This window comes from Zwartia lucis (genome assembly GCF_965234455.1).
Lineage (GTDB): Bacteria > Pseudomonadota > Gammaproteobacteria > Burkholderiales > Burkholderiaceae_B > Zwartia > Zwartia lucis.
In genome coordinates this window covers 854,496-880,290 of record NZ_OZ248472.1, presented here as the reverse complement: position 1 = coordinate 880,290, position 25,795 = coordinate 854,496, and the positions used below count along the sequence as shown (strand labels likewise).

Annotated in this window: 26 protein-coding genes; 15 read left to right on the top strand and 11 right to left on the bottom strand. The window is 49.1% G+C overall.

Features of this window, described 5'->3' with window-relative positions; genetic code table 11:
• Positions 1 to 57 precede the first annotated feature (57 nt).
• Positions 58 to 2,274 carry a PhoX family protein gene (locus tag AC8GE9_RS04260; protein ID WP_506675873.1) on the bottom strand — a complete coding sequence of 739 codons (2,217 nt, stop codon included), beginning with the start codon at positions 2,272 to 2,274 and terminating at the stop codon, positions 58 to 60.
• Between the two features lie 174 nt (positions 2,275 to 2,448).
• Here AC8GE9_RS04260 and AC8GE9_RS04255 point away from each other — a divergent pair, with 174 nt between their 5' ends.
• Positions 2,449 to 3,234 carry a GNAT family N-acetyltransferase gene (locus AC8GE9_RS04255; protein WP_506675872.1) on the top strand — a complete coding sequence of 262 codons (786 nt, stop codon included), beginning with the start codon at positions 2,449 to 2,451 and terminating at the stop codon, positions 3,232 to 3,234.
• Here the strand turns inward: AC8GE9_RS04255 and asd are convergent.
• Complete coding sequence (asd, locus tag AC8GE9_RS04250; RefSeq protein WP_506675871.1) at positions 3,146 to 4,105, bottom strand: archaetidylserine decarboxylase; 960 nt, start codon at positions 4,103 to 4,105, stop codon at positions 3,146 to 3,148. The two genes, AC8GE9_RS04255 and asd, sit on opposite strands and share 89 nt — an antisense overlap.
• 52 nt (positions 4,106 to 4,157) lie before the next feature.
• Between asd and AC8GE9_RS04245 the strand changes: the two genes are divergently transcribed.
• The gene (locus AC8GE9_RS04245) at positions 4,158 to 5,816 is read left to right on the top strand and encodes an aminotransferase class III-fold pyridoxal phosphate-dependent enzyme (RefSeq protein WP_506675870.1); all 1,659 of its coding nucleotides are present in this window, start codon (positions 4,158 to 4,160) and stop codon (positions 5,814 to 5,816) included.
• A 19-nt stretch (positions 5,817 to 5,835) separates the two neighbouring features.
• Here AC8GE9_RS04245 and AC8GE9_RS04240 read toward each other — a convergent pair whose 3' ends face one another.
• On the bottom strand, positions 5,836 to 6,447 hold the full coding sequence (locus AC8GE9_RS04240; RefSeq protein WP_506675869.1) for a hypothetical protein: 612 nt from the start codon (positions 6,445 to 6,447) through the stop codon (positions 5,836 to 5,838).
• Between the two features lie 216 nt (positions 6,448 to 6,663).
• Here AC8GE9_RS04240 and AC8GE9_RS04235 point away from each other — a divergent pair, with 216 nt between their 5' ends.
• From AC8GE9_RS04235 to phnX, 5 genes are all read left to right on the top strand, one after another.
• Positions 6,664 to 7,896 (top strand): glycosyltransferase family 4 protein, encoded by a 1,233-nt coding sequence (locus tag AC8GE9_RS04235; RefSeq protein WP_506675868.1) that lies wholly within the window; start codon positions 6,664 to 6,666, stop codon positions 7,894 to 7,896.
• Between the two features lie 32 nt (positions 7,897 to 7,928).
• Positions 7,929 to 8,744 carry a UDP-2,3-diacylglucosamine diphosphatase gene (locus tag AC8GE9_RS04230; protein WP_506675867.1) on the top strand — a complete coding sequence of 272 codons (816 nt, stop codon included), beginning with the start codon at positions 7,929 to 7,931 and terminating at the stop codon, positions 8,742 to 8,744.
• 111 nt (positions 8,745 to 8,855) lie between these two features.
• Complete coding sequence (locus AC8GE9_RS04225) at positions 8,856 to 9,938, top strand: iron-containing alcohol dehydrogenase (protein WP_506675866.1); 1,083 nt, start codon at positions 8,856 to 8,858, stop codon at positions 9,936 to 9,938.
• Entirely contained in the window at positions 9,925 to 11,055 is a 1,131-nt protein-coding gene (locus AC8GE9_RS04220; RefSeq protein WP_506675865.1) for a TIGR03364 family FAD-dependent oxidoreductase, read from the top strand. Before AC8GE9_RS04225 ends, AC8GE9_RS04220 begins: the two co-directional genes overlap by 14 nt.
• A gap of 1 nt (position 11,056) precedes the next feature.
• A complete protein-coding gene (phnX, locus tag AC8GE9_RS04215; RefSeq protein WP_506675864.1) occupies positions 11,057 to 11,890 on the top strand; it encodes a phosphonoacetaldehyde hydrolase in 834 nt (277 codons plus the stop codon).
• Between the two features lie 106 nt (positions 11,891 to 11,996).
• Here the strand turns inward: phnX and AC8GE9_RS04210 are convergent, their stop codons facing one another.
• Both AC8GE9_RS04210 and AC8GE9_RS04205 read right to left on the bottom strand, forming a co-directional pair.
• Positions 11,997 to 12,974 carry a tripartite tricarboxylate transporter substrate binding protein gene (locus AC8GE9_RS04210; RefSeq protein ID WP_506675863.1) on the bottom strand — a complete coding sequence of 326 codons (978 nt, stop codon included), beginning with the start codon at positions 12,972 to 12,974 and terminating at the stop codon, positions 11,997 to 11,999.
• 140 nt (positions 12,975 to 13,114) lie between these two features.
• Entirely contained in the window at positions 13,115 to 14,413 is a 1,299-nt protein-coding gene (locus tag AC8GE9_RS04205) for a malonyl-CoA decarboxylase (RefSeq protein WP_506675862.1), read from the bottom strand.
• Between the two features lie 113 nt (positions 14,414 to 14,526).
• On the opposite strand from AC8GE9_RS04205, the gene AC8GE9_RS04200 reads away from it, so the two are divergent.
• Positions 14,527 to 15,657: a hypothetical protein gene (locus AC8GE9_RS04200; RefSeq protein ID WP_506675861.1), complete on the top strand. Its 1,131-nt coding sequence runs from the start codon at positions 14,527 to 14,529 to the stop codon at positions 15,655 to 15,657.
• 35 nt (positions 15,658 to 15,692) lie between these two features.
• On the opposite strand, the gene AC8GE9_RS04195 is transcribed toward AC8GE9_RS04200, so the two are convergent.
• Both AC8GE9_RS04195 and AC8GE9_RS04190 read right to left on the bottom strand, forming a co-directional pair.
• On the bottom strand, positions 15,693 to 17,045 hold the full coding sequence (locus AC8GE9_RS04195; protein WP_506675860.1) for a heavy metal sensor histidine kinase: 1,353 nt from the start codon (positions 17,043 to 17,045) through the stop codon (positions 15,693 to 15,695).
• Positions 17,045 to 17,728, bottom strand: coding sequence for a heavy metal response regulator transcription factor (locus AC8GE9_RS04190; RefSeq protein ID WP_506675859.1), 684 nt, complete (start codon positions 17,726 to 17,728; stop codon positions 17,045 to 17,047). Before AC8GE9_RS04190 ends, AC8GE9_RS04195 begins: the two co-directional genes overlap by 1 nt.
• A gap of 199 nt (positions 17,729 to 17,927) precedes the next feature.
• Here AC8GE9_RS04190 and AC8GE9_RS04185 point away from each other — a divergent pair, with 199 nt between their 5' ends.
• From AC8GE9_RS04185 to AC8GE9_RS04170, 4 genes are read left to right on the top strand one after another with little or no spacing between them, the layout of a single operon-like run.
• Positions 17,928 to 19,211: a TolC family protein gene (locus AC8GE9_RS04185; RefSeq protein ID WP_506675858.1), complete on the top strand. Its 1,284-nt coding sequence runs from the start codon at positions 17,928 to 17,930 to the stop codon at positions 19,209 to 19,211.
• 6 nt (positions 19,212 to 19,217) lie between these two features.
• A complete protein-coding gene (locus AC8GE9_RS04180; RefSeq protein ID WP_506675857.1) occupies positions 19,218 to 20,636 on the top strand; it encodes a multicopper oxidase family protein in 1,419 nt (472 codons plus the stop codon).
• Between the two features lie 6 nt (positions 20,637 to 20,642).
• Entirely contained in the window at positions 20,643 to 21,140 is a 498-nt protein-coding gene (locus AC8GE9_RS04175; protein ID WP_506675856.1) for a cupredoxin domain-containing protein, read from the top strand.
• Positions 21,140 to 21,448: a copper-binding protein gene (locus AC8GE9_RS04170; protein ID WP_506675855.1), complete on the top strand. Its 309-nt coding sequence runs from the start codon at positions 21,140 to 21,142 to the stop codon at positions 21,446 to 21,448. Before AC8GE9_RS04175 ends, AC8GE9_RS04170 begins: the two co-directional genes overlap by 1 nt.
• A gap of 8 nt (positions 21,449 to 21,456) precedes the next feature.
• Here the strand turns inward: AC8GE9_RS04170 and AC8GE9_RS04165 are convergent, their stop codons facing one another.
• The 4 genes from AC8GE9_RS04165 to AC8GE9_RS04150 are packed head-to-tail and all read right to left on the bottom strand — an operon-like array spanning position 21,457 to position 23,141.
• Positions 21,457 to 22,212: a 2OG-Fe dioxygenase family protein gene (locus AC8GE9_RS04165; protein WP_506675854.1), complete on the bottom strand. Its 756-nt coding sequence runs from the start codon at positions 22,210 to 22,212 to the stop codon at positions 21,457 to 21,459.
• Between the two features lie 21 nt (positions 22,213 to 22,233).
• The gene (locus tag AC8GE9_RS04160) at positions 22,234 to 22,380 is read right to left on the bottom strand and encodes a hypothetical protein (RefSeq protein WP_506675853.1); all 147 of its coding nucleotides are present in this window, start codon (positions 22,378 to 22,380) and stop codon (positions 22,234 to 22,236) included.
• 19 nt (positions 22,381 to 22,399) lie between these two features.
• Positions 22,400 to 22,627, bottom strand: a complete 228-nt coding sequence (locus AC8GE9_RS04155) for a TIGR03643 family protein (RefSeq protein ID WP_506675852.1) — start codon at positions 22,625 to 22,627, stop codon at positions 22,400 to 22,402.
• Positions 22,599 to 23,141, bottom strand: a complete 543-nt coding sequence (locus tag AC8GE9_RS04150; protein WP_506675851.1) for an RrF2 family transcriptional regulator — start codon at positions 23,139 to 23,141, stop codon at positions 22,599 to 22,601. The genes AC8GE9_RS04155 and AC8GE9_RS04150 overlap by 29 nt, the downstream gene beginning before the upstream one ends.
• Before the next feature lie 160 nt (positions 23,142 to 23,301).
• On the opposite strand from AC8GE9_RS04150, the gene AC8GE9_RS04145 reads away from it, so the two are divergent.
• The 3 genes from AC8GE9_RS04145 to AC8GE9_RS04135 all read left to right on the top strand — a co-directional run bounded on the left by AC8GE9_RS04145 (position 23,302) and on the right by AC8GE9_RS04135 (position 25,793).
• Positions 23,302 to 24,273: a MerR family transcriptional regulator gene (locus tag AC8GE9_RS04145; protein ID WP_506675850.1), complete on the top strand. Its 972-nt coding sequence runs from the start codon at positions 23,302 to 23,304 to the stop codon at positions 24,271 to 24,273.
• The gene (locus AC8GE9_RS04140) at positions 24,270 to 24,635 is read left to right on the top strand and encodes a DUF2237 family protein (RefSeq protein ID WP_506675849.1); all 366 of its coding nucleotides are present in this window, start codon (positions 24,270 to 24,272) and stop codon (positions 24,633 to 24,635) included. The genes AC8GE9_RS04145 and AC8GE9_RS04140 overlap by 4 nt, the downstream gene beginning before the upstream one ends.
• Before the next feature lie 114 nt (positions 24,636 to 24,749).
• Entirely contained in the window at positions 24,750 to 25,793 is a 1,044-nt protein-coding gene (locus tag AC8GE9_RS04135; protein ID WP_506675848.1) for an ArsJ-associated glyceraldehyde-3-phosphate dehydrogenase, read from the top strand.
• The last annotated feature ends 2 nt before the right edge of the window (positions 25,794 to 25,795 follow it).

Here is a 25,795-nt window from a genome sequence, read left to right as displayed (position 1 = left end):
AACTAATATACACGACACAGTAACAACCCAATATTTCAGTTTGATGACGGGCAGACCTTAGAGCCCAATGATCCCGCCATCCTCACGCTGAATCACAATGGTCGCTGACCGCGGACGACCTGGTTGCCCATATCCTCGATGGCCAGGCCAAGCGCTTTCTAGCTCAAATTGAGTAGCTTGTCCCAAGGCCGGTGTTTTTTCGCCGGGATGTTGAATATTAACGAAAAGCGTTTTCCCATCTGCTGTTTCAGTCACACCAGTGACTTCCGCACCCTTTGGAGCAACTAAAAATCGTCTCAGTCGCGACTCACCAAGCGCTGCCCCTATAAAAGTCTCTTGTATACCTTCTATCTTGTCTGCACCCGCTTGCATGACGTTGGCAATCGAGACTTTCTCACCATCTCCCACCGCTCCGGGAATCGCTGCCAGCATCATGCAATTGCTTTCATCGGTCATCGCCCCATCATCGGTCTGAATCCAACAAATACCTGTTGACCGACTGAACCACAACCCATCGGGGGAGGAAAAGCTATTTTTAGTCGTTAATTTAGACAAATTCGAGGCAGGATCGTCCTCCTCGGCACCAAAAAGGAAAATATCCCAGGAAAAAGTTGTGTCACTCGAACGCAAATTTTTCTCACGAAAACGAATGATATGGCCATGCGGATTTCCTGATCTCTTTTTACCATCGGGATCTTGATACGCCCGCGGATTGGCCGCATTCACTTTCGCGGGCGTTCGATTGGCGGCATTGTTATTCGTCAGTGCAAAATAAATATCACCATTTCGATGATTCACAGCGCCCCATTCAGGACGATCCATCGGAGTCGCGCCCACGGCGTCGGCTGCAAAGCGAGTATGAACGAAAACATCTGCCTGATTTGAAAAGCGGTAACCCTCGAAGCCTCGTATTTTTGGATCTAGAAAATCAAGTGCGAGCCACTCACCCGTGCCGTCAGCATTAAATTTCGCAGCGTATAGACGTCCTTCATCCAGATACTTGTCCCCGGCTCGGATACCACCGCCGATATCCTGCGGGTCCCAGCGCGCATCGGAGACAAACTTGTAGATGTACTCGTTGCGCGAGTCACACCCCATATAAAACGCGATAGGCTCACCTGCTTGTGGAGCTGAACATACTGCGGCCTCATGAGCAAAACGTCCCATCGCGGTCCGCTTGACCGGCATAGCGGTCGGTTCGAGAGGATCGATTTCTACATTGAAGCCAAACGTATTGGCCTCTTGACGAAAATCGCCCTCCGCCTTTGGGCTTAACAATGCAATATTCCATCTCGCAAAACGGTGATCCGTCTCTGAAACGGTATGCCAACCTTGACTGAATGCCTTTTTCATCGATTTGTTCAAAGGCTGCGAGGCCACGCCATAGCGCTTGAGCGCTGCAACTTGCTTTAATTCTAACGGTGCAGAATTAGAACTTATTTGAAAATAACGCGCCCAATTTTCTTCGCAAGTCAGATAGGTGCCCCAAGGTGTTTTCCCATGACCGCAGTTATTCAATGTGCCACGACTGGATCGACCCGTCACGTCAAAGACCGTTTTCATTAAATGATTCACTTGATCGAGGTGTGCCGAAGGCGCGCTCAATAACATCGTTGTTTCAGGAGTAATTCTGCGGTTGAGAGGAGAATCGACAAGATACTTCCAATGCTTCCCCTCTCGCACCAACTCAACAATCGATACACCATGCAGATTCATTTCCTTGACCACTTCGGACTTTGGTCTATTTCCCAAATCCCAAGCACCGAACTGATCGAATTTTTTTCTACTGATACCTGCAGAAGTTTGACCATTTGGATGTAAAAAATGTGCATCAGCCGAACTTTCGTGATTCACACACAGGACAGAACGATGCGTCGGTTTATCAGAGTACCGACCCTTTTCATCGATATAAAACAACTCCATCCCATCGTGATGGTCGCCGATCCGCCCACTCCAATCATCACTCTCCGCCCCGCGATTCGAATAAGCAGAGACGCTCGACGACATCGGATCACCTGTCGCATGCAAAATCGTATATTTATAACCCTCAGGCAACAAGACATCGTCTAGTAAACTTTTTTGAACCGCTTCAAATCCAAGCGAAGGCTGAGCATTTTTTGAAACAGATGATGCAAACGCGGACGTCAAGGTCTCAGGAAAAACAGCAAGTAGGCCTAAGCCCAAGCCACCCTTGAGGATATTACGTCGATCCTGGCGTAAAGCTGCCAGCCCAATGATTGACTGAAAATGCACATTCAGCTGTTTTTTTCCCATCGCTCAACCCCAGACGTATTAACGAACCATACAAAGCTTTCATGTGTTAATTACACACCAAATACATGACGTATGAATGACAACTTTATTACTGTCATCAATTATTCATCAAACCGTCATTAAATTGAAATTCCCATCTTTGATCATCCTAAAAACTATCGGAGATCGAAAAAGATGCAGATTCAAGTCCACACTCAACAAGACTTGCATGTATATCAACAGAAAAAATCAAAACATCAATCTCTTATTTTCGGACTGGCAAAGACAGAGCATGATATCGAAGAAGCGCAAAGGCTAAGACGTCGCGTATTTAGTGAAGAATATGGAGCCAAATTTCTTAACCATGCTTCTGATCTTGATGAGGATCAATATGACAAATGGTGCGATCATTTATTGGTAAGAGATCAGAGCACAAATCGCGTCATCGGGACCTACAGAGTGCTGAGACCCGAGCAGGCTTGCCGGGCAGGCGGCTATTACTCAGAATCAGAGTTTGACCTCTCAGGATTGAAAAAAATCCGACATCAAATGATCGAATTCGGTCGCGCTTGCATTGATGAAGAATATCGCAATGGACCGACGCTCATGATGCTTTGGACTGGCTTAGCCAACATTGTCAGGGTCAACAAATATCAATATGTTTTAGGCTGTGCAAGCGTGAGTTTGCGCGATGATGGTGTGACTGCCGCGACAGTATGGCGAAATGTACGCAGCATGACTGAACAAGATCGCGACCTCAGTGTGATTCCTCACTGCCCATATCCAACAGCGCGAGTGAACTCTGAACTTCCTGCTCAGATCCCAGCACTCATTGAGGCGTATTTAAAACTAGGCGTTAAAGTTTGCGGAGAGCCTGCTTGGGATCCCGATTTTAATACAGTGGATTTTCCAATGCTTTTAACTGTTTCTCAGATGAATCTTCGTTACAAAAAACGTCTTGGTTTCGAAGCTGAGAATTAACCACTGGTAATTCAAAAAGCGCTTGGCCCATTTTGATGTGAACGCCATTGCTGACACCTGGCAGGAGCTTGAAGCCCGCAGGCGCAAAAACAATCACCGTTGAACCATGTTCGAACCAACCCAGTTCTTGCCCTTTTGAGCAAGGTAGGTGGGAGTTGAATAATTGCTGTCCCTTGTAACGACTATGAAATGTAATACCAAGTCCATGAATACGAATACTGGCGACCAAAATTGCAGCGACAGGAACAAGATAGATTCGATGATTTGCCGAGCCAATTGTCATTGAAATCGTCGCTCTTTCATTTTTACAAAACAGTTTTTCAATTCTGCGTAAGGCAATAGGATTGACGTTCCAAGTATCGCCAGAATGATAGACAACTCGATCAATAATGCCTGAATACGGTGAGTGGAAATGGTGATACATCGCCGAGGTCAAGCGTAACGTCACATATGTTCCGCCCTCTAGACTCTGAGGATCTACATTTGACCCCAATAACTCAGAGACTTGATAGGGAAATCCTTTTGCTTGAAAAACCTGACCCCTCACAATCAGGCCGCACTCGCCCACGATGCCATCACATGGACTCACAAGAATACGTTCATCGTCGTTAATCGGGCGAGCACCCTCCCTTAGTTCTCTAATAAAGCAATCGTGAAGGCTATTGAAATGAGATTTCTTAGCTTCCGAAAGGTCTAAATCCGTAAAAACCCTCCAAACTGAAATAGAAAGATCTCGAATCCATCTTTGCTCAATTTTGCTAAACCACCCCATAAAAACGGTAACAGCATGCCTGGGGATGCGGTTAGTCAATAAGAAATTCATATCTTCGTTTGTAAATATTTTTCTAATAACTTGTGTGAATTTCATCATTTAGTCATGCAGGTTGTTTAAAAAGAACTATCTTGTGTATGGAATTTCAAATATGACTATCTTGCAACTATTTCAATACATTATTGTGACAGTGCTGACTTTATGGCTTGTTGCGTCCTTAGTTCAGCGACTTCAACTCTCTCTGGCGAAGTCTCCTGGCCTGAATGGACACTTGCGCTGGGCAAAGCGGATCTCAGGTTGGATTAAGGGCTATTCATATAAAGAAGACGAATGGTTGACCGTCGATGGAGCTCCTGAGCACATTTCCAAGAAACGAAAAATTGCTTTTCATGAACTGTCCTTAACACTTAAAACAAGAAGTCCTAATACATTGGCCATGACAGCACAGGCAAAACCGTTCCTGTCTGACCTTCAGCTCACCAGTCGCTATCGTGTTCCCTTTCAGTTTCGAGAGGTCATTGAAAAAAATATAGTGATTGGTAGTTTTTACAAGCAAACGCAAGGCGTTTGGATCACAGACTTAGATCAACAGTCCTATATCGATGTAAGTGGTGCCTATGGCGTCAACTTATTTGGTCAAGATTTTTATAAAGAATGCATTAAAGAGGGCTCAGCAATGGTTGAAGCCTTGGGTCCTGTCCTTGGTGGTTACCATCCCTGTGTGCTGGATAATGCGAGGAGAATGACTGAAATCTCAGGTCTCGACGAGGTGACTTTTCACATGTCAGGTACTGAGGCCGTCATGCAAGCAGTCAGAGTTGCACGATACCAAACACGCAAACGTAAAATCGTGAGGCTGACGAGCGCCTATCATGGTTGGTGGGATGATGTACAACCGGGACCTGGCAACCCTATGCCACCCTCTGACGACACCTTGACACTGAGAGACATGCATGAAAACACCCTGCGTGTTCTGCGACGTAGACGAGACATCGCTTGCGTGTTGATCAATCCAATACAGGCCATGCATCCCAATCGTTCGGCACCGACAGATTCGATGTTGTTGGATGGCGGACGCACCGCACATTATGATCGCCAAGCTTATACCGCCTGGTTAAAAGCGGTTAGAGAAATCTGCAGAGAGCGTGGCATTATCTTCATCATGGATGAAGTATTTTTAGGATTTCGACTTGCGAAAGGTGGAGCACAAGAGTACTTCGGCATCAAAGCCGATTTAGTCACCTATGGAAAAACCTTAGGTGGAGGTTTACCCATCGGCATCTTGTGCGGTCGTGCAGACATCATGAAACGATATCGCGATGACCAACCCGCCGACCTGTGCTTTTCTCGCGGAACATTCAATGCAAACCCTTATGTGATGGGTGCAATGAATAGTTTCCTTCATAAAATAGAGACTCCAGAAGTGAGCCAAATTTACGCCACGATGGATCAAACTTGGCAACAACGTTGCGAGCAAATCAATGCAGAGTTTAAAAAACTTGAGATCCCGCTTGAGATGGTTTCGATGAGTACGGTGTGGACAGTGTTATTTAAAGTCCCAAGCCGCTTTAACTGGATGCTGCAGTTCTATTTAAGACGAGAGGGCATTTGTTTGAGCTGGGTCGGTACAGGACGAATGATTTTCAATCTTGGCTTCACCGACGAGGATTTTGATGCGTTTACGAAACGCTTTGTCGCCGCAGCCATGGCAATGCGCAACGATGGCTGGTGGTGGGTAGCCCCGAATCAAACTAATAAATCAGTCCGACGCTCAGTCGCGCTCGAAATACTTCGAACGCGACTGAAATAAAAGCCACAGAAATAAATGATTAAACCTTTGAATGCACGTGTTCCATAGGATCGATCAGTTCACCTTTCATCAGGTAAAAAGGTGCTTTGTAATAAAGCTTCACGTCATGAAAAGGATCGGTAATAATTTTCAAACCCCAAGCTAAAGAACTCAGCAAACTGTCTTGAATCCACAACTGCATCATTCTAAACAGAAGACCTGCTGCGCCAAGATAAAGCCACCACATGGCCGTCAAGCCCACTAAGTCATGATGCTCGTTCGAAGTCACTGCCCAAACTAAGGCCGATGGGTAAAAGTAAGCAACGAAAGGCACGGCAAGCCAAATACTCATGAGAACAATTTTTCTCTGAATGTTGTAACCAACCTTGATGTCCTCTTTGTGCGCATCGGTCATCTGATTGACATGATCGTAACCTCTTGGCTCAAAGAAAAAATGGCCCGCTTGACGCGTCGTCATTGAAACTGTCCATGCCACAAGAGAGGCGACCACAGGATTGATGAACAACATCACATACGAAAATATGAACGATAACGCACTAATTAAATGCAAACTTTGATTGATCCGACTATGGTGATAGAGACGATGATCATCCCATCGCTGAACAGCAAGCTGCTCCTTGAGTGTTTGCATAAATGGCTCCACAAAGGTTGAATAATTAAAAGTTTTTAAGGGCTATCATCATTTGACTTTGACGATCTACGCCACTGAATGAGAACCCTTCATTTTCAAGCTTGCCCTAGAGATATTAAAGTGTTGTGACAAAGGCAAAGATAAAAAATTAAAACTGTCATCAAACGGTTATAGAGAACCACTAAAGTGAGTTCAGATCAACTTGGATTCGCGGCTATGACAGAGAACCAACGGCAACAGGCCCTAGACCTCAATCATTCATTCTCTCCGCTCAACATCGAAGTTGTCACAGAAACATACCCACCAGAGATTAATGGCGTCGCACACACCATCTCCATGCTTGTTGGCGAACTAAGAAAGAATAATCACTTAGTGAATGTCATCAGACCTCAACAACCCTCCGATCTCACACCACATCAAATACAACATAAAAATCAAGACGTCTTAGTCAAGTCCTTTCCCATCCCTCTTTACAGCGAGCTTCGGATGGGGATACCTGCCAAGAGGATGCTTTTGGATCGGTGGAGTAAAACCAAACCAGATATCGTACACATTGCGACAGAGGGACCTCTGGGCTGGTCCGCCGCCAGAGCAGCTCGGTCACTGAATATTCCATTGACCTCGGATTTCAGAACGAACTTCCATGCTTATAGTTCTTTTTATAGATTAGGCTTTCTCGAACCGCTCATCATGGCATATATGAGATATTTTCATAATGCCACCGATTGCACGATGGTGCCGACAGAAAAACTGAAACAAGAGCTTGAGCACGCAGGTTTACACAACTTACGCGTCATGCCCAGAGGGGTCGATACTGGCCATTTTTCTGATCACTTACGATCCAATCAGTTACGGACCTCTTGGAATGCAGAACCATTAGATGTCGTTCTACTCTCTGTGGGCCGACTTGCTGTTGAAAAAAACCTTGATCTCTTGATCAAGAGTTATATGCATGCAAAAAATATAGAGCCAAGAACCAAACTGGTTGTCGTGGGGGATGGGCCCTTAAGAGAGTCATTACAGAAAAAATGTCCTGATGCAATATTTGTTGGAAAGAAAAGTGGTCTTGAGCTTGCTAAATATTATGCAAGCGCAGATATATTCGTTTTTCCCAGTCTGACAGAAACTTTCGGCAACGTCACAATCGAGGCCATGGCGAGCGGACTTGCCGTCATCGCTTATCGACACGCAGCGGCGGGTGACCTGATCATTTCTGGCGACAACGGGATCACAGTCGATCCTGGTGACGAAAAGGCATTTATCCAAGCTGTGAGCACTACCCTACTTAATCAGTCTCTCATTCGCCGCTTAGGCAATGCAGCCGTCACAACAGCCAAGCAACAATCCTGGGAAGAGATCGTTCGAAGAACAGAATGCCTTTGGCGTGAAATTATCCTCGAAAAAAATCAAACGCAAGACTGTCACGAAAACGTCATCATCTCGACATAAAAACGTCATTATTTCTAATCAAAATAACGCCTATGAATTCAACTGAAGTATTCACGCCAGTTCAAAGTCACGAAAGATACCGGTCCATTTGGATTTCGGATATTCATCTGGGCACTCCGGGTTGTAAAGCTGAATATTTGGTTGACTTCCTAAAGTACAACGATTCTGAGTACCTTTATCTAGTCGGTGACATCATCGATGGCTGGCAACTCAAACGGGGCTGGTACTGGCGACAGAGTCATAATGACGTGATTCAAAAAATATTACGCAAGTCCCGCAAAGGAACACGCGTGCTCTACATTGCGGGTAATCATGACGAGGCGTTACGTCCCTTTGCCGGGATGATGTTTGGTGATATTGCTATCGTAGATGAGGCAGTACATGATCTTTTGAATGGCAAAAAGCTTTGGGTGACGCATGGGGATCTTTTTGATGGAATCATCCAGCATGCAAAATGGCTCGCCTACCTAGGTGATTCTCTGTACACCTTTATATTGAAACTCAATAATACGTTTAATCATTTACGTCATAAGTTCGGTATGTCGTATTGGTCTTTATCACAGTACCTCAAGCATCGTGTCAAAAACGCAGTTTCTTTTATCACACAATTTGAAACTATTTTGACTGATGAAGCTAAACGTCGCGGCTATGACGGTGTGCTCTGCGGGCATATTCACAAACCCGAAATCCGTCATATCAATGGGATTTTGTATTGCAACGATGGTGATTGGGTAGAGAGTCTTTCCGCAATTGTTGAAACTTACTCTGGCGAATTAAAAATCATTCATTGGCCTTATAGAGCCATGAATCTTAAAAATGTAGAACAAGATGAAGAGGTCATTGCATGACTGACCCCCTTCTTGATCTGACTCATTTTTTCAAGACGTTTAATATTTTTAGCCTGAAAAGTTCTTCAAAGTTTCTAGCTGAACACCAGTCTTTCTGCGGAGACGTGTGACATGAGCGATGCTAAACCTGAGATATCTTTTAGTATTGGCGCGCGTCACAATTTACCTTCGTTGGTGAGTGACAGACCGGTCGTGGTCGTATTGCATTCCAATGCCAATCGAATTCTGATCGATGAAATACGGGCAATGTTCGGTTCACGTTTAAAAGAGATTCTATATTGTCCCGATGGACTCCTGACCATTGAGATTGTGGACCAACTGCGAGATCAGTTTTGGTCTGGTCAAGCAGGCAGAGATCTGCCTACGCTCATTGCAATTGGTGGGGGTAGCACGCTTGACTTAGCTAAATCAATGCGAATTTCTCTTGCTCCAAATACCTCTATCGCACAAGTATTAGATCGGACATGCAATATTGCAGACTTTATCGCTTGTCCCCTCTTGCTCATGCCGACAACGGCTGGAACGGGTAGCGAGGTTTCTTCGACCGCAACCCTTTGGGACTTAAACCGCAGATCAAAGCACTCCTTTTTTGGTAGCGCGGCGATGGCCGATTGGGCCGTCATCGATCCAGAACTCTGTCTCACTGCGCCTTGGACAGTAACGCGCGATAGCGGGGTTGATGCGCTGGCGCATGCACTCGAGGCTATTTGGAATCGACGACGCGTCCCAAAAGCCTTTGCCTTTTCGATGTCGGCTGCGCAACAAATTACCCGTGTTTTACCTGGACTGATTGAGCATCCTCATGACATCACATTAAGAGTGGAAATGAGTCAGGCCGCACTTTGGGCAGGTCAAGCCATGGCGCTGACCGAAACTGCGCTCGTCCACGCCCTGTCCTACGAAGACACGATTCAGTGCGGAATTTCTCATGGTGAAGCCTGTGCCAAATGGCTACCACGTGTTTACAAACTTGCGCGCGAGTCCTCCGAGGAGCTTGGCATTTATTTGAGAGCATCGATGGAACCCATTATCAACGATGAATGGGAACTTCAGGAATGGCTGATTCGACTCGGCTACCAACCTATTTTATTAAACGATAAAAATCCGGCTATTGATGTACGAATCAAAGAGGCGCTGCAATCAACACGCGGGAAAAACTTCGTAACAGCGGAACCTTTGTATGCAATTCACTAAGTACGATGTAGTAGTCATTGGTGCTGGTATTGTTGGATTAGCCCATGCCTGGATGGCAGCAAAACGCGGCTTACGCGTTGCAGTACTGGAGAAAAATAATCGCTGCACGGGTGCCTCCGTGCGAAATTTCGGTTTTATTACCGTGACGGGACAACGCGCAGGAGATACTTGGCGGCGTGCCATGCGATCTAGAGATTTGTGGGCTGAAGTCGCTCCCCAAGCCGGCATTCCAATCTGTCACCAGGGTCTCGCTGTCGTTGGGCAACGTAAAGAATCCATCGATATCCTCGAATCATTTAAAAAGTCCGACATGGGCGAACACTGTTCGCTTTTAACTGCCGAGGCCATACGTGAGCAATTTCCAGAAATCAGAGGAGAAAACGCTCTCGGAGGACTGTATAGTCCTCATGAGTTACGTGTGGAGTCAAAAGATGCGATTGGTCAATTAGCACAATGGCTCCGTCAACATCTGAAAGTAGATTTTTTCTATGATCACGAATTACTTGAAATCAATCTACCGCAACTAAGAACAGCAAGTCATATTTTTCATACTGAAAAATTAATATTGTGTCCGGGCACAGAGGTCAATGGCATTGCCGAGCCGTATCTTGCGCCTCACCGCTTGACACACACTCAACTCCAGATGCTACGCGTCAAACCGACCAAGCCGCTAACGCTTAAGGCCGCCGTGATGTCGGACCTCAGTCTGGTGCGTTATGCAGGTTATACAGGATTAAATTGCCATCAACCTCTTTTAGATCGACTCAACCAAGAAGAAAAAGCTTGTCTTGAGGCCGGCATACATTTGATCGTTGTTCAAAGCCAAGACGGCAGTTTGGTGGTGGGTGATTCTCATCATCCCGCTCAGGATACTGAGCCATTTGCGCAAGAGTGTGTCGATACGCTCATCCTCGAGCAACTTAAACGCACACTTTGTATCGATACTTATCAAGTGACACAACGTTGGATCGGAAAATACCCAGTCGGACGCTCCGACACCGATGCCTTGATCTTAGCGCCTGACACTCACACCCGCGTGGTGAGTGTCATTAGCGGAACCGGCGCCAGTACCGCCTTCGGCCTAGCCGAAGAAGTCATGAATCAATGGGGAATCTGAATTGACTAACCACGTCTATAAAAATCCAAATATTAGCGCCGTTGTATTTGACTGGGCAGGCACGATTATCGATTTTGGAAGCCATGCTCCGATGCAGGCTTTTGTTCGCCTCTTTGCGCAGTACGGTATCGAACTGAGCATTGAAGACGCCCGTGGCCCAATGGGTTTACCTAAATGGAAACACATCAATACACTCGGAAACTTACCTCACATCCTACAACAGTGGGAAGATAAGTTTAATCGTCCCTTTACAGACTCGGATACCGATGAGCTCTATGCTGTATTTACCCCAATGAATGCTGCAGCCGTGGTAGATCATTCACAACTCATTCCTGGTTTTTTGTATACGCTTGAAATTTTGCGCGACCAAGGCATCAAGGTCGGTACGACGACTGGCTACAATCGTGAAATCATGAATGTCGTGTTGCCTCTTGTCCAACAACAAGGTTTTATTCCAGACAATCTTGTGTGCGCCGACGATCTTCATGAGTCTCGTCCAAGCCCGCTTGGCATGTACAAATGCTTTTTGGATTTGAATGTCTGGCCTGCGACATCGGTCATTAAAGTCGATGACACCGTTCCAGGATTACTCGAGGGTTACAACAGTGGTTGCTGGACTGTCGGTGTGATTGCGAGCGGCAATGAAGCTGGGCTCACGCATGCAGAATGGCTGAGCTTGGATGAAAGCGATAAAGATACACTTCGCGCCGAGGTTTCCGTCAAACTGTCAGCTGGCAAGCCAAATTTTTTGATTGATACTGTCGCTGATTTACCTAAAGTGTTGAAGCAAATTGATGCACTCCGGATTAAATCGCATTATGAGTCCGAGGAATGAACAGGATCTAATCCTCATTCAAATCTTTAGGCGATATCCATCATTCTCTAGCCCCATAAAAAAACGCCCCGAGGGGCGTTTTTCTTAAGACATTCAGTCCTGAGCATTAATCTGGCTTGATGTTGTTTTCCTTAATCACTTTGGACCAGCGCTCCATCTCTGAAGCGGTGAACTTACCCAAGGCTTCAGGCGAGCTTGCCTTCAAGCTCATCCCAAGCGTCTCAGTCAACTGCTTGTTGACATCAGGCTGCTGGGTGATCTTAACGATCTCGGCATTAAGCTTATCGATAATGGCTTTGGGTGTTCCGGTTGGTGCATAAATCGCCCACCAAGCTTCGGCTGAAAAGCCTTTGTAACCCAGTTCGGCCATGGTCGGCACATCAGGCAAGGACGCTGCGCGTGTTTCACCGGTCACTGCAAGTGCACGCATTTTCCCGTTACGGATATGGTTGCCCAACACAGCGACTGAACCGATGCCACCATCGATCTGACCACCCATGATGTCGATGGACATTGGACCACCGCCCTTGTAGGGAATGTGTACAACTTTAAAGTTGCCGTCTTTCTCCAACAGCGTCATCGCCAGGTGACCTAGGCTACCGCTTCCGACTGAACCGTAGCTCACGCTGTCGGGCTTGGCTTTGGCGGCTTTAACATAATCGCCAAAGGTTTTATAGGGCTTGGAAGGCGCAGTCGCAAAAGCCATCGGGGCTGTACCCACTAACATCACTGGCGTCAGATCCTTGACCGTGTCAAAAGGCATCTTTGGCAGCAAATAAGGATTCGTCGCATGCGTATCAAACACGAACACAAAGGTGTAGCCATCGGCAGGCGCCTTGGCGACATAACCTGTCCCGATCGAGCCCGAAGCGCCTGTCCGGTTCTCGACGATAAACTGCTGACCGAGTGCTTCGGATAGCTTCGCCGCAAACAAACGCGCCAAAGGATCAACAGAACCGCCTGGAGGAAAGGGTGAAACAAAAGTCACGGGTTTGACAGGCCACTGCTGTGCCGAAGCAATCGGTGAGGCGGCCACTGCCAACACACCAAGCGCCAAACCGACATTACGAATGAGTTTATTCACCACAGTCACTCCTTGCTCAAATGAATCTGAAAGCTCTATCAGCTTTCGTGACTTAGTAGTTTATACCGATAGGCACACCGGATACCACCCTATAAACCCTAGGTTATTTCGGTTATTTGGGCTCACATTGACTGGGACGTTCAAACTAACTTTTCCAAACTTTTTGCAAATACAACGGTCTTGTTCACAAAAGCTTCGTGATTGTTTTCGATCTCATCGAGCTCGTAGAGATAATTCACCATCAGACTACTGGACTGCGCGACGCCCTTTTTAGACAAGTCCGCCGCCCAATTTATGTTGTAGAGCTGAGCGCCATTGGATAGGTGAAACTTCGCCACCGCATCACCTTCGCGCGAGCATGTCTCTTGTGTAAGATAAATAAAACACAACCGTATCAATGCCGCTTTTTCGGCTTCGCTCACTGTCTCACTGGACCAGCCGGCAGCCAGCTCTTTAGACCACGACTGTCCTCTCGCGCGCAGCAACTTAAAGGCATCCTCAACCTTGGCACGCTTAGCTGGAGTGAGGTCAAACTGCTCAATCTTGACGCCTGAGTCCAACCATTTCGTAAAACCCGGAATGGGCGATAAAGTACTAAACGTTTTAACGGAAGGGATCTCTTGTTGAATTTTTTCAGCCACGCGTTTAATCAAGAAATTACCTAATGACACGCCCTTCAAACCTGGCTGGCAATTGCTGATTGAATAAAATATGGCCGTCTTGAACTTCTTTGCATCAATTGCGAGCGCCTTTTTATCGAGCAAAGGTCCTACTTCCCGAGCAATGGTCGGGACCAGTGCAACCTCGACAAAAATTAGTGGTTCGCCCGGTAGCTGAGGATGAAAAAAAGCAAAGCATTTTCGATCGGGCTGTAAGCGACGACGCAGATCGTCCCAACCATCGATAGCATGGACTGACTCATGTTTGATAATCTTTTCTAAAAGAATCGCTGGCGAAGACCAGGTGATTTCATGAAGCTCCAAGAATCCGGGATTAAACCAGGAGCTAAAGACATGTTGAATATCTGAATCGACTGACTTGAGTTCTGGATGCGCTTTCAAATGCGCAAGCAAACGCTCACGCATCTGAACAATGGCATGCGTTGCTCCGGGTGCGCGATTTAAACGTCTCAACAACTCTTGTCGCGCAGGCTCTACCGTACGGAACAAACTCACTAAGCTGGCATGGCCGGGCTGGTCGGCATAGCGTTGAGCAGCCGCAAGCACCGCGACTGGATCAGGACTAAAGCGCAGAGCCATAAACTCAAAAAAACTTAATTGCTCTGCACGGTCGAGCGATCCAAAGGTTTCAAGCAGCTTAGTCGCGATGCTTTGCGCATTGGCCTCGCCCTTTTCAGACAACAAATTCAAGGCTGTTTTTTTGGCGGTCTCGAGTGATCGGCCTCTTGTAAACCTTTCAAACATAAGGGAATTCTCCATGTTGAATCCCAATTCTGCTTGGGTCGTGCCATCAGACACGCTATTTAATATACATTTAATCTAAAATTGCCGGTTTAGAGACATCTCAGCCCATATCGCTCACATTCATAATAATGATAAAGATCTCCTTCGCCCGACAGCTCACTGCGCTTTTCTCGATGTTTGCTGTGACGTTGTCCATTAACGCGCAATCTCCTTCCGGTTCAGTCGCCCCACCGGCAGCGCCACCCGCTCTCTCTGCACCGCAACTTCAGGATTTAGCGACGCTACTCACCGGCAAAGAGCCTGCTTCAGGCTTGCCAAGTGCGATTCGTGACAATCTAAAGTGGAAAATCTACACCCAAGAGGTGCAGAATAACTGGGCCGAGTACACCCAAAAAATCGGCGTACCGATGGAAAACTGGGCCAAACAGCACATCAACGATAGCGCTGACACTATTTTCTACCCCTTTTCGGGCCCGGACTTCACAACTGTTTATCAGCTTTTTCCCGAAGCCAAACGTTATGTGATGGTGGCGATGCAGCATGCCGGTCGTCCAATGAATTTGGGAGGCTACTCCCCTCTCATTACAGATCAAAGTCTCGAACAGCTGATCTCCGCTTGGCAGCTCTACGGTACACACGGATTTTTTGTGACCTCATACCTTGAGCGTTACTACTACGCCAGCCAGGGAAAGATCGGCGCCAGTACCTTCATCGCCATTTTTCTCAAACTCCAAGGCTTTGACATTGAGCGCGTGACCCCGATCAGAGTCAACGCACACAGCGAGGTCGAAGAACTCTCGCAAGACACACCCGTTTGGAATTCAGTGCGATTTAACGCTACCAAAAACGGCAAACCCATCGTTTTAGACTATCTCAGGATGGACCTCTCCAATGAGGGTTTACAAGCGGCTCCCCAGAACATCAAGTTTGTTCAACAAATGTCAGTCAATCCCACCTTATTCAAAGCAGCCTCACATCTTCCTCAAAACGCCAATTTCAACATCATCGCACGCGCTGTTTTGGAGCACTCGCCCTTGATCGTGCAGGATGAGACCGGGATCAGCTATACCCCGCTGAGCCAGCAGTTCGACACGACTATGTTTGGTAAATTTACGATCCCACATCATGCGTTCCTGAGCTATCAAGCCGACCTCATTCGCGCCTATGCACAACGTACTGACATCCAACCCTTAAATTTTCGTGTGGGTTACTACAAAGATGGCAATTACGTGCTGATGGTGGCGCGACGAAAAAAGTGATGTGCAAGTCAATGATGACCGAATAGGTCCGGACTTTAAGAGGTCTTTGGAAATACCAGCGTAAAGCTGGTATTTTTTTCATTGGATACGACCGTAATATTCCCGCCATGTGCCAGCATCAAAGACCTGGTGATCGAAAGGCCTAATCCAGTGCCACTCTGCTCGGGATGCGGACGAGACTTTTGCGTGCGATAAAAACGATCGAACAAACGCGGAATCACGGCTTCATCGATCGGGTGACCTGCGTTTTTTACAGTCAACTCAACCGCATCAGGCAAGCGCGTGACGATCACCTCGACTACGGAGTGCTTGAGGGCGTGTCGCAAGGCATTGGAGAGTAAATTGCCGATGGCTCGCCGCACCATCAATCGATCGCCGACAATCGTCGCATCGCCTTGGAGAGACAAGCCGATACCGGCCTCTTCGGCGACAGCCTCATAAAAATCAAATAGAGCCTGCACCTCTATCGCCAGCGAAAGAGATTCGCGGTTGGGCAACTCAAGACCATGCTCTGTCTTTGCCAAATACAACATATCGGACACCATCCGCGCCAAGCGCTGAAATTCCTCAGCATTCGATGCGAGGATATCCCGATACGACTCGGCATCGCGATCGCGCGTGAGTGTGACCTGTGTTTGCGTCAATAAGTTTGTGATCGGGGTGCGAAGCTCATGCGCCAAGTCGCTTGAAAACTCCGAGATGCGCTCAAAATCCTGCTCTAATCGCTCGAGCATGAGGTTCAATCCCTGCGCGAGTTCGACGAGTTCGACTGAACTGTCTGCGGTGGGCATCCGGACATTTAACTGACGCGCATCGATATTGCGGGCGCGTTCGCGCATGATGCGCAGGGGAGCTAATCCGCGTCGCGCAGCCCACCAACCCAACAGACCGCTGAGCAGCGTGGCAACAAACAAATAAATCGCCAGAGTGTAATGAAGCTGTGTGATAAAGTGCGTGTGATGATGCGTATCCAAACCCAACAACAGAGACCCGCCTTGTTGCAACGGCACTTTGATGCCGCGCAATGTTATAGGACCTGCTTGCCAGTCATAGGAAGTGTCGAGCGGGACTTTAGCGGCATTCAACGCAGAAAAATCTACACCGTTGACTACGGGCCCTGACGATGGGCCGTCACTCAGCGCAATATAAAGCCCCTCTTGACTGTCCATCTGTTGCGCCAGTAACGCGCGCACGGCACTTGGTTCGGAGGTCTGTACTAAACCGCGCTGAACCAAACTCGCTTTGCCCTGCAAATAAGTCAGATCCAAGTCAACGAAATGCAAATAGCTTGCACGCGCGACCATCACTCCGAGACCGCACAGCACCAGAGCCGAGATCAAGGCATACAAAATCGTCAAACGGGCAACAAGCGTCAAACGTATGAGCATTAAGCCTCCCTGTTCGCTTCGAGAACGTAGCCCATGCCGCGCACCGTCTGAATCAGTCGAATCTCGAAACCTTCGTCGACCTTGGCGCGTAATCTACGCATCGCAACCTCGATGACATTCGTATCGCTGTCGAAATTCATGTCCCATACTAGGGAGGCGATCAACGAGCGCGGAAGGACTTCACCTTGGCGGCGTACTAGCAACTCTAATAAACCGAACTCCTTAGGCGTGAGGTCAATCCGCTTCCCAGCACGTGAAACGCGGCGTCTAAGCAGATCGACCTCGAGGTCTGCCACCTGCAAAACTACACTCTCTATTGCGGCAGGTCCTCGCCGCAAAACGTTTCGTACTCTAGCTAACAACTCGGCAAAAGAAAAAGGTTTAACGAGGTAATCGGCCGCGCCGAGCTCAAGCCCTCGAACACGCTCTTCGACCTGATCCTTGGCCGTTAAAAATATCACCGGTGTGCTGATCCCAGCTTGAGTCAATGCTTGTAAAACACCCCAGCCATCCATGCGAGGGAGCATCACGTCCAGAATGATCAAATCTTGATCACCTTCGATTCCGAGATGCAGACCATCAAGACCATCCTGAACGAGATCGACGGTAAAACCGGCCTCGCGCAAGCCCTGGCGCAAATAATCGCCCGTTTTAGGCTCATCCTCGACAATCAAAATTTTCAACAGGAAGAACCCCCAAAGTCAGTAACGTGACGGATAGGCTATACCTTAGCACTCAGCTTGCGCAAGACAGCGGGCTCAACATAACAATTTTGTAATGTTAGCGTCACGTCTGTTTGCACAGTCAAGCACTACATTATAAAAAATGGATGGGGGGATAACCTCCTGAACCTCCCAACTTTTTAACGCGACACAGGTAACGATGCATTTCCTCCTCACCCACCCCGCACTCAAGCATGGGCTCACAGTCTTGCTCGCCGTGACCGCACTTAGCCTACCCACTCTGACGCGCGCTCAGGCTTCGCAACAGAGCGATCTCAGACAATGGCGCAACGCGAACACAGACGTAGGGCGTTTCCAACGCGGTCATATCGATCTGCTCAAAGCCGAACGGAGTCGCAGTGCGCTCATTGAGCGCGATTCAAACCTGACGAGAGGAGCGTTCAAGGAAGATCCAGCTGCGCCCGAACTGACCGAAGAGCTCGCCCGAAAAGCGGTGCTTACGCTGCACGCCGATCTTCTGACAGGTCAGGCGATCAGTAGTATCGAACGATTCACCCGAGACGCACAACTCCTCGCACTGCAACAAGCCACCCACAAACTCTGGCTCGAAGCTGTCTCCGCCAAAGAACAGTTCAACATCCAACAACGCATCGCTGAAGCAGCCAGTGTGTCGCTTGAACTCGCCAAGCGAATGGAAAAGGTCGGTAACTGGGGCCGTAACCGACTCATCGATGTCGAGATCGGCTACCAGTCCGCACGCAATCAACTTTTGCTGGCGGATCAAGCCGCGTTTAACAGTCGTCAGAAACTCTTGGCACAGGTCGGCTCCGAGCACTGGCGCTTACCAAACGCCCTCCCTAAACCCGCCAGCCTAGCCGGCTTGTCAGAACTCCTGATGCCACTTGAGCAACAACTCGCCGACATGCTGGCCCGCCATCCACAGTTCAGCCTCTTGGAAAAAGAGGCGCAGTACTACGAGCGTATCGTCGGTCCCGCCATGCTCGAACAATGGCGAAAACAGTTCGACGCGATGTTAAGCGTAAGCTCAAGTTGGACCAGCGCGATTCCTGTACTGGATCGCACAAAAATCCTTTGGAACCACGATCTCGACAAAGCAATCAAAGCGCGGGCCGAGGCGCTGCGCTTGAGCATCAAGACGAAAAGCGATTTACAACAAGCCCGCGAACATTTGCGTGCGGCCCATACACAAGCCTCAGATATTTTGAACAAGCTGCAAAATTTGTATAGCGGCGCCGAAGAAGAAGCGCTCATGCGCTACAACGGCATGTTTATCAGCACCTGGGACTTAATCGCCAAAGCGCAGACCAAGATGCAATCCGAACTCGCCGTCGCGCAAGCCAAACAATCCTTTTGGATCGCCTTGACGGACATGCGGGCATTTCTTGCAGGCGCGCCCTATGCGGGTCCTGGTGGCAATATCGGCGGTCCTGACACTAACAGCTCTACTGGCAAAGGCCACTGAAATACTATGGAACGCAGAGACTTCATACACAGCGCACTCCTCGGTCTGGCCGGCACGGTCACCGCAACTGCGGTTAGCAGGCATGCACTGGCCAATGTGCCCGAGCCGATTTATCAACCGAGCGCCGGCACAGCACCGCCATGGCGCGGTCCTGAAACAGAGGGTCCTGAGGCTCGCTATCGCCCCGTCGTCACGCTCAATGGCTGGACATTGCCTTATCGTATGAATGAAGGCGTGAAAGAATTTCATCTCGTCGCTGAACCCGTTGTTCGTGAGATGTCACCAGGCTTCAAGGTCAATATGTGGGGCTATAACGGTCAAAGTCCTGGCCCCACAATTGAAGTCGTCGAAGGCGATCGTGTCCGAATTTTTGTGACCAATCGACTCCCTGAAAAGACCACGATTCACTGGCATGGACAGAGACTGCCAAACGGCATGGATGGGGTAAGCGGTCTGAACCAGCTCCCTATTCCCGTGGGTAAAACCTTTGTCTATGAATTCGTCGCGAAACGGCCTGGGACTTTTATGTACCACCCTCATGCCGACGAGATGACGCAGATGGCGATGGGGATGATGGGCTTTTGGGTGACCCACCCCAAGGGCAAGCACCCCAACATCAGTGAAGTCGACCGTGATTATTGTTTGCTGCTCAATGCGTTTGATGTCGAGCCCGGCAGCAAGACGCCCAAGATTATGACCATGTTGGACTTTAATATTTGGGCCTTTAACAGTCGCGTGTATCCAGGCATTTCGCCTATGGTCGCCAAGCTTGGCGATCGCGTTCGCATCCGGGTCGGCAACCTCACCATGACGAACCACCCGTTCCATGTTCATGGCATTGAGTTTGAGCTCACCGGAACGGATGGCGGTCCTGTCCCTGTTTCTGCCCGCTGGCCAGAGGTGACACAAGACATCGCCGTCGGTCAGATGCGTCAAATCGAGTTCATCGCCGATGAACCGGGGGACTGGGCAGTGCATTGTCACAAGAGCCACCACACCATGGGTGCGATGGGACATGAAGTCCCAACCATGATTGGTATCAACCACCAAGGTTTGGTGGGTCGCATACAAAAAATCGTTCCTGAGTACATGGTGATGGGAGAGCGGGGTATGAACGACATGAAGGAAATGGAAATGGAGTTGCCCCCAAATACCATCCCCATGATGGCAGGCACGGGCCCCTATGGTCCGATTGGCATGGGCGGCATGTTCACCACGCTCAAAGTCCGCGAGGATTTAAAACCAGATGACTACTCAGATCCGGGTTGGTACAAACAACCACCCGGTACGCAAGCCTATGAATACCGAGGTAGCACCCCGAAAGTCAGTCGTCAGAATCCTGCACCTGCGGGAGCACCTGCTGACACTGGCAACGCTCAAGTGCGTAAACCAAATCAATCTAACAACACCTCACACAAACACTAAAACATCATGAAAAATATACTTGCTCCTTTAGTGCTGGGTCTGTCTCTTGCGACCTTCACCATCCCGACCTTAGCACATCAAGCCAAGCACACTGCCTCAAACGCTATGCCAAAGGAACAAAAGGAATGGGGCATCGGCGGTGACGAAAATGCCGTAACCCGCACGATTGAAATCACGATGTTGGACACAATGCGTTTCGTACCTGATCAACTCACCATCAAGCAAGGTGAGGTCGTCAGACTGAGGGTTAAAAACTCAGGCAAGGTCATGCATGAACTGGTCATCGGCACCAAGCAGGAGCTGGACACGCACGCAGAGATGATGAAAAAACATCCGAACATGGAGCACGATGAGCCCTATATGGCGCACGTATCTCCTGGAAAAAGCGCTGACATCATCTGGAATTTCAATCGCGCCGGACAGTTTGATTTTGCTTGCTTGTTACCCGGCCATTACTCTGCCGGGATGGTTGGAAAAATTAATGTGACGTCAGGAGTAAAATAATGCGTCTTAAAAAATATGTGCTCGCGTTCGGGCTAACGATCAGCACCTTAGGGATGACACTCGGCCTCAACAGCAATGCTTTGGCGCAAGCCATGGCCGAGGGTGTTGTACGACGGATCGATTTGGACAACAACAAAATCTCAATCCGACATGGCGAAATCAAGGCGTTGGATATGCCGCCGATGACGATGGTGTTTGTCGCAAAAAAACCCGCACTTCTGAAATCTCTTTCACCCGGTGATGAAGTGGTATTTGAGGCATTCGAAGCCAACGGTCAATACTCCGTCGGAAATATTCAAAAGAAATAAAAGCGCGCTCACCCCTTTATGATGGAGGGGTCATCGAGAAACGATTGTGCTCTCAGGGTCACGACCAAGGTGTCTCGACAGCCGTTTTCTTCTGTTGGCTGAATCGGGGTGGTTTCGTGGATGACGCGTTCATCATCTAGCAACAAGACAGACCAGGGTTGTGAAAGGGTAAAGCGCTGACCAAAAGGTGTCGTCATATCAAACACCCTCGTTTCACCGCCTTTGATGTGATGTCGACCCACTAGAAAGACCGCGACCAAATGCACGCCATCTCGGTGTGCGCCCTCGGGGGTTGGACGACCGATACCGCCGACAGTGTCGATGCGAAACTGATGCGCTTCAGTAAACCATGTCTGTGGACCACGCATTTCGGTTGCGATATGCCCTAAAAATCTAAGGAGCGCTTGCCAAGCGGGAGCTTGGGAGATCTGTGTGTCAACTGGCTCGAACCAACGGTGCATGCCGCCGTGCAAAGCGTTATAGGAAAGGGGCTGCCAATGCGCACGATGGGCCACAGCAGTGACCTGCTCGGCATCAATCTTGTAGCTTCCGTGACGGCGAAAGCGATAACGCCCACCGTCCTTTAGATATTGATCAGGTGCGAGCAACGTCCAGCTTTTTTCGAGCGCATTGAGCTCAACCAAAGGGGCTCCGCTCAGCTCAACGACGCTTTGTGCACTCAATACTGCGAAACCCTGCCGCTTAATCGTAGCGCTCAGGTCGCTCGCCTGGGTTAAGGGCGGTTGCAGTGTTTGAATAGACATTTGAATCCAAGATGTGCGCGTCTAGTTGGTGGCGCTTGGCTCTTCGGACGGTGGAACCGGCGTGTCGAAACACATTTTTTCGCCATCCCAACGTTGACCACACCAGCATACCCCTTCCTCGTTAATGATGCAGGTACCTGAGCCACAACATCTTTGGTCTTCTTGCATGAGATTCCTTTAAACAAAACTAGCGAGGGCGAGCCGGCTGCCCGAGACAAGCCGTGTGACGCGCCCCGTTGATCATCTCGGCAGGACGCAGTCTCGCATGTTTGGTATGTCTTCCTGTCACCCGCTCTCGCCACAGTTTAAAGGAAGAAGCTCTGAGCTCAGCACGCATCAACCCAATCACTTGGGCCTCGCACAAACCAAACTGAAGCGCAATCGCCTCAAAGGGCGTACGATCTTCCCAGGCCATCTCGATGATTCTTGAGATCTCGCTCGGTGTTCGCATAGTCTTCATCATGCTCCAGAGCGCCCAGCGCCAAGGTATCCAATACAGGTTTGAAATCGTCCGCAGTCAACTCCCAATCCAGAGCTAAGTCAACATCCCCAGGTTTACCCAATAACTTAAACAGTGGGACGGCTTTCAAAAACTCGTTTTTGATATGCTCGTACTCGGCTTCTAACCAGGCTGTGACGTGCCCCTGATCGTTGGGTTCGGCGGGAGGCAATTCAGACCCTCCAAAAATCGACACAACATCCCAAACAGTTAAACTCGTCAAATCACCGTCAAAGCGATGTCCACCACGCGGACCACGATTTGACTTCAGCAATTGTCTCGTACGCAAACCTTTCAAAAGATTTTCCACGTAAGACACAGACAGCCCAAGGTGACGGGCGAGATCTTGTGTCGTCAACGCCTCGCCGCTTGGTAACCCGGCGAGAAGTACGACAAGGCTCAGAGCATGCTTGGATTCATTCGCGCTCATTTTTAATCCTTTGGCCTATGATGAATAGATTCAGAACTTCAAATATACGTCAAATATTGATTTAATCCATTCAAAAACTATATAAATTGAGCTCTCATCAACAGAAATATGATTTAATCTATTCAATACCTATTCAAAAAAGATCTTTATTGAGAGACTTATGATCACAAGCACCAAAAGCATCAGCTATCGGATTGGAACCATTTCCAAGTTAGCGGGTATTCCTGTATCGACACTCAGAGTCTGGGAGTCGCGTTATGCCGCCTTCACCCCTCTCAAAACCGAAGGTCAGCACCGTATGTACGGCGAGGAGGACCTATTGCGCGCAACCCTCTTGAAGCAGTTATGCGATGAAGGGCACACGATCAGTACCATTGCAAATCTGGATATGCATGCACTCAACCAGCTCCACAACAAACACCGCCACAATGGCTCAGGTGAGGCTAGGCAAAAGAGCACGCAGAGCGTAAAAATAGCGGTGATTGGGTTGGCGCTCGCAGGACGGATCGAGTCTAAAAATTTTTCGTCAAGTTTGCTTGGTAGCAGTATCGAAGTCACCAACATCTTCGCAGATTTCGACGCCGCGCAAACCGCCCCCTTTGAACAACCCGCGGAAATCTTGCTGCTAAAAGTCAATACACTGCATGAAATTGTCATGCGCGATATTCAACGCATCACCAATCAAAATACGGCTACGAAAGTCATTGTGCTTTACAACTACGGTCGGGAACAAGTGGCGCAGGCGATGCGCACTGCCGGAATGCTGGTGAGACGCGAACCGCTCACCGACTACGAGTTGGCTGAACTGATTCGCTCCGTTCTCAATGTCGATGCGAACCACGCCTTAAGTGAGATCACGCCAAGCTCGATGATTCCGGCACGTAAATACTCTGACGAAACGCTCGCGCGGGTCGCGGGCATTTCAACCAATGTTTTATGCGAATGCCCACGCCACGTGGCGGAAATCATCGCCCAACTCGCGAGCTTTGAGCAGTACAGTCAGGAATGTTTGAATAAAAGTGCTGAAGATGCGCATCTGCACGCGTATCTCACCTCGGTCTCTGGCTCAGCTAGAGCGCTCTTTGAGCATGCTTTAGAAAAAGTGGCTCAACACGAAGGAATTGAATTATGAATGTTTTAGGCACAGAACTGCTGGCTTGCTCTTTTGACCCACTGACGGGTTATTTCAGAGATGGCTGTTGCAACACCCAGGCAGATGACTTGGGATCACACGTCATCTGCGCGAAAATGACGCAAGAGTTTTTGGAGTTTTCCAAGCAGCGTGGCAATGATTTGTCGACACCGATGCCGCACTACCGCTTTCCAGGACTCAAACCCGGTGACCGTTGGTGTCTCTGCGCGCTCAGATGGAAAGAGGCTTTCGAAGCGGGTGTCGCTCCACAAGTTTTCCTCGAAGCCACGCACAAGCGTGCACTGGATTTTGTCACGCTAGCGTGGCTGCAGTCCTGCGCAGCCCCGAGCCCGCAACCCTAAGCACAATCCAAGACGGCGAACCGGCGGGCGCTGTCACAAGACTGTCATGATTTTGAAATCTGTCTGTTTTATAAGGAATATAAACAAGCCTAGTGCAACGATGGAGATTTGACAATGAAAGTCGGTATGAACGGAATGGGTAGAATCGGGCGCTTGGCCCTGAGAGCCGCCTTGGGCGCTGCCCATCGTCCTGACGAGGATCCCCGCCGTCACAATCGACTCGAAGTCGTACACCTCAATGAAGTCAAAGGCGGAATCGCCGCGACCGCCCATCTGTTGACCTTTGATTCAGTACAAGGTCGCTGGAGAGAGCGGATCGAGGTCGAAGGTGAGGACACGATCCGCGTGGGTCAGCGCGCCCTCTCCTTTTCCTCGCATGCCAATCCTGGCGACATTCCCTGGGGTGAACTAGGCGTCGAGGTCGTCCTGGAGTGCACGGGCAAGTTTCTGACGCCAGAGACCATTCAAGGCCATTTTGATCGGGGCGCTAAGCGCGTGATTGTCGCCGCCCCCGTCAAGGTCGGCAATGTGCTCAATGTGGTCGTCGGCGTCAACGAGCACCTCTATGATCCGGCGCAACACCACATTGTGACAGCGGCTTCCTGCACGACCAACTGCCTGGCACCCGTCGTCAAAGTGATCCATGAAAGCATCGGTATTCGCCATGGTCAGATCACCACGATTCACGATCCGACCAACACTAACCTAGTCGTCGATGCCCCACACAAGGATCTGCGGCGCGCGCGCAGTGCCATGCAAAGCCTTGCCCCCACCACTACGGGCAGCGCGACGGCGATCACGCTGATTTATCCAGATTTAAAAGGCAAACTCAACGGCCACGCAGTGCGCGCGCCTGTCCTGAACGCCTCGCTGACCGACTGCGTATTTGAGCTCAAGCGCGAGACCACAGTCGAAGAGGTCAACGCCTTGTTTACCCAAGCGGCGTCTGGCGCGCTAGCAGGTATCTTGGGTGTGGAAACACGGCCACTTGTGAGCGTCGACTATGCAGGCGACACGCGCAGTTCCATTATCGATGCGCTTTCGACCATGGTGACCGACGGCACAATGCTCAAAGTCTATGCTTGGTATGACAACGAAATGGGCTACGCCTGCCGCATGATCGACCTCGCCTGCCATATGCAAGCAAAAGGTATCTAAAC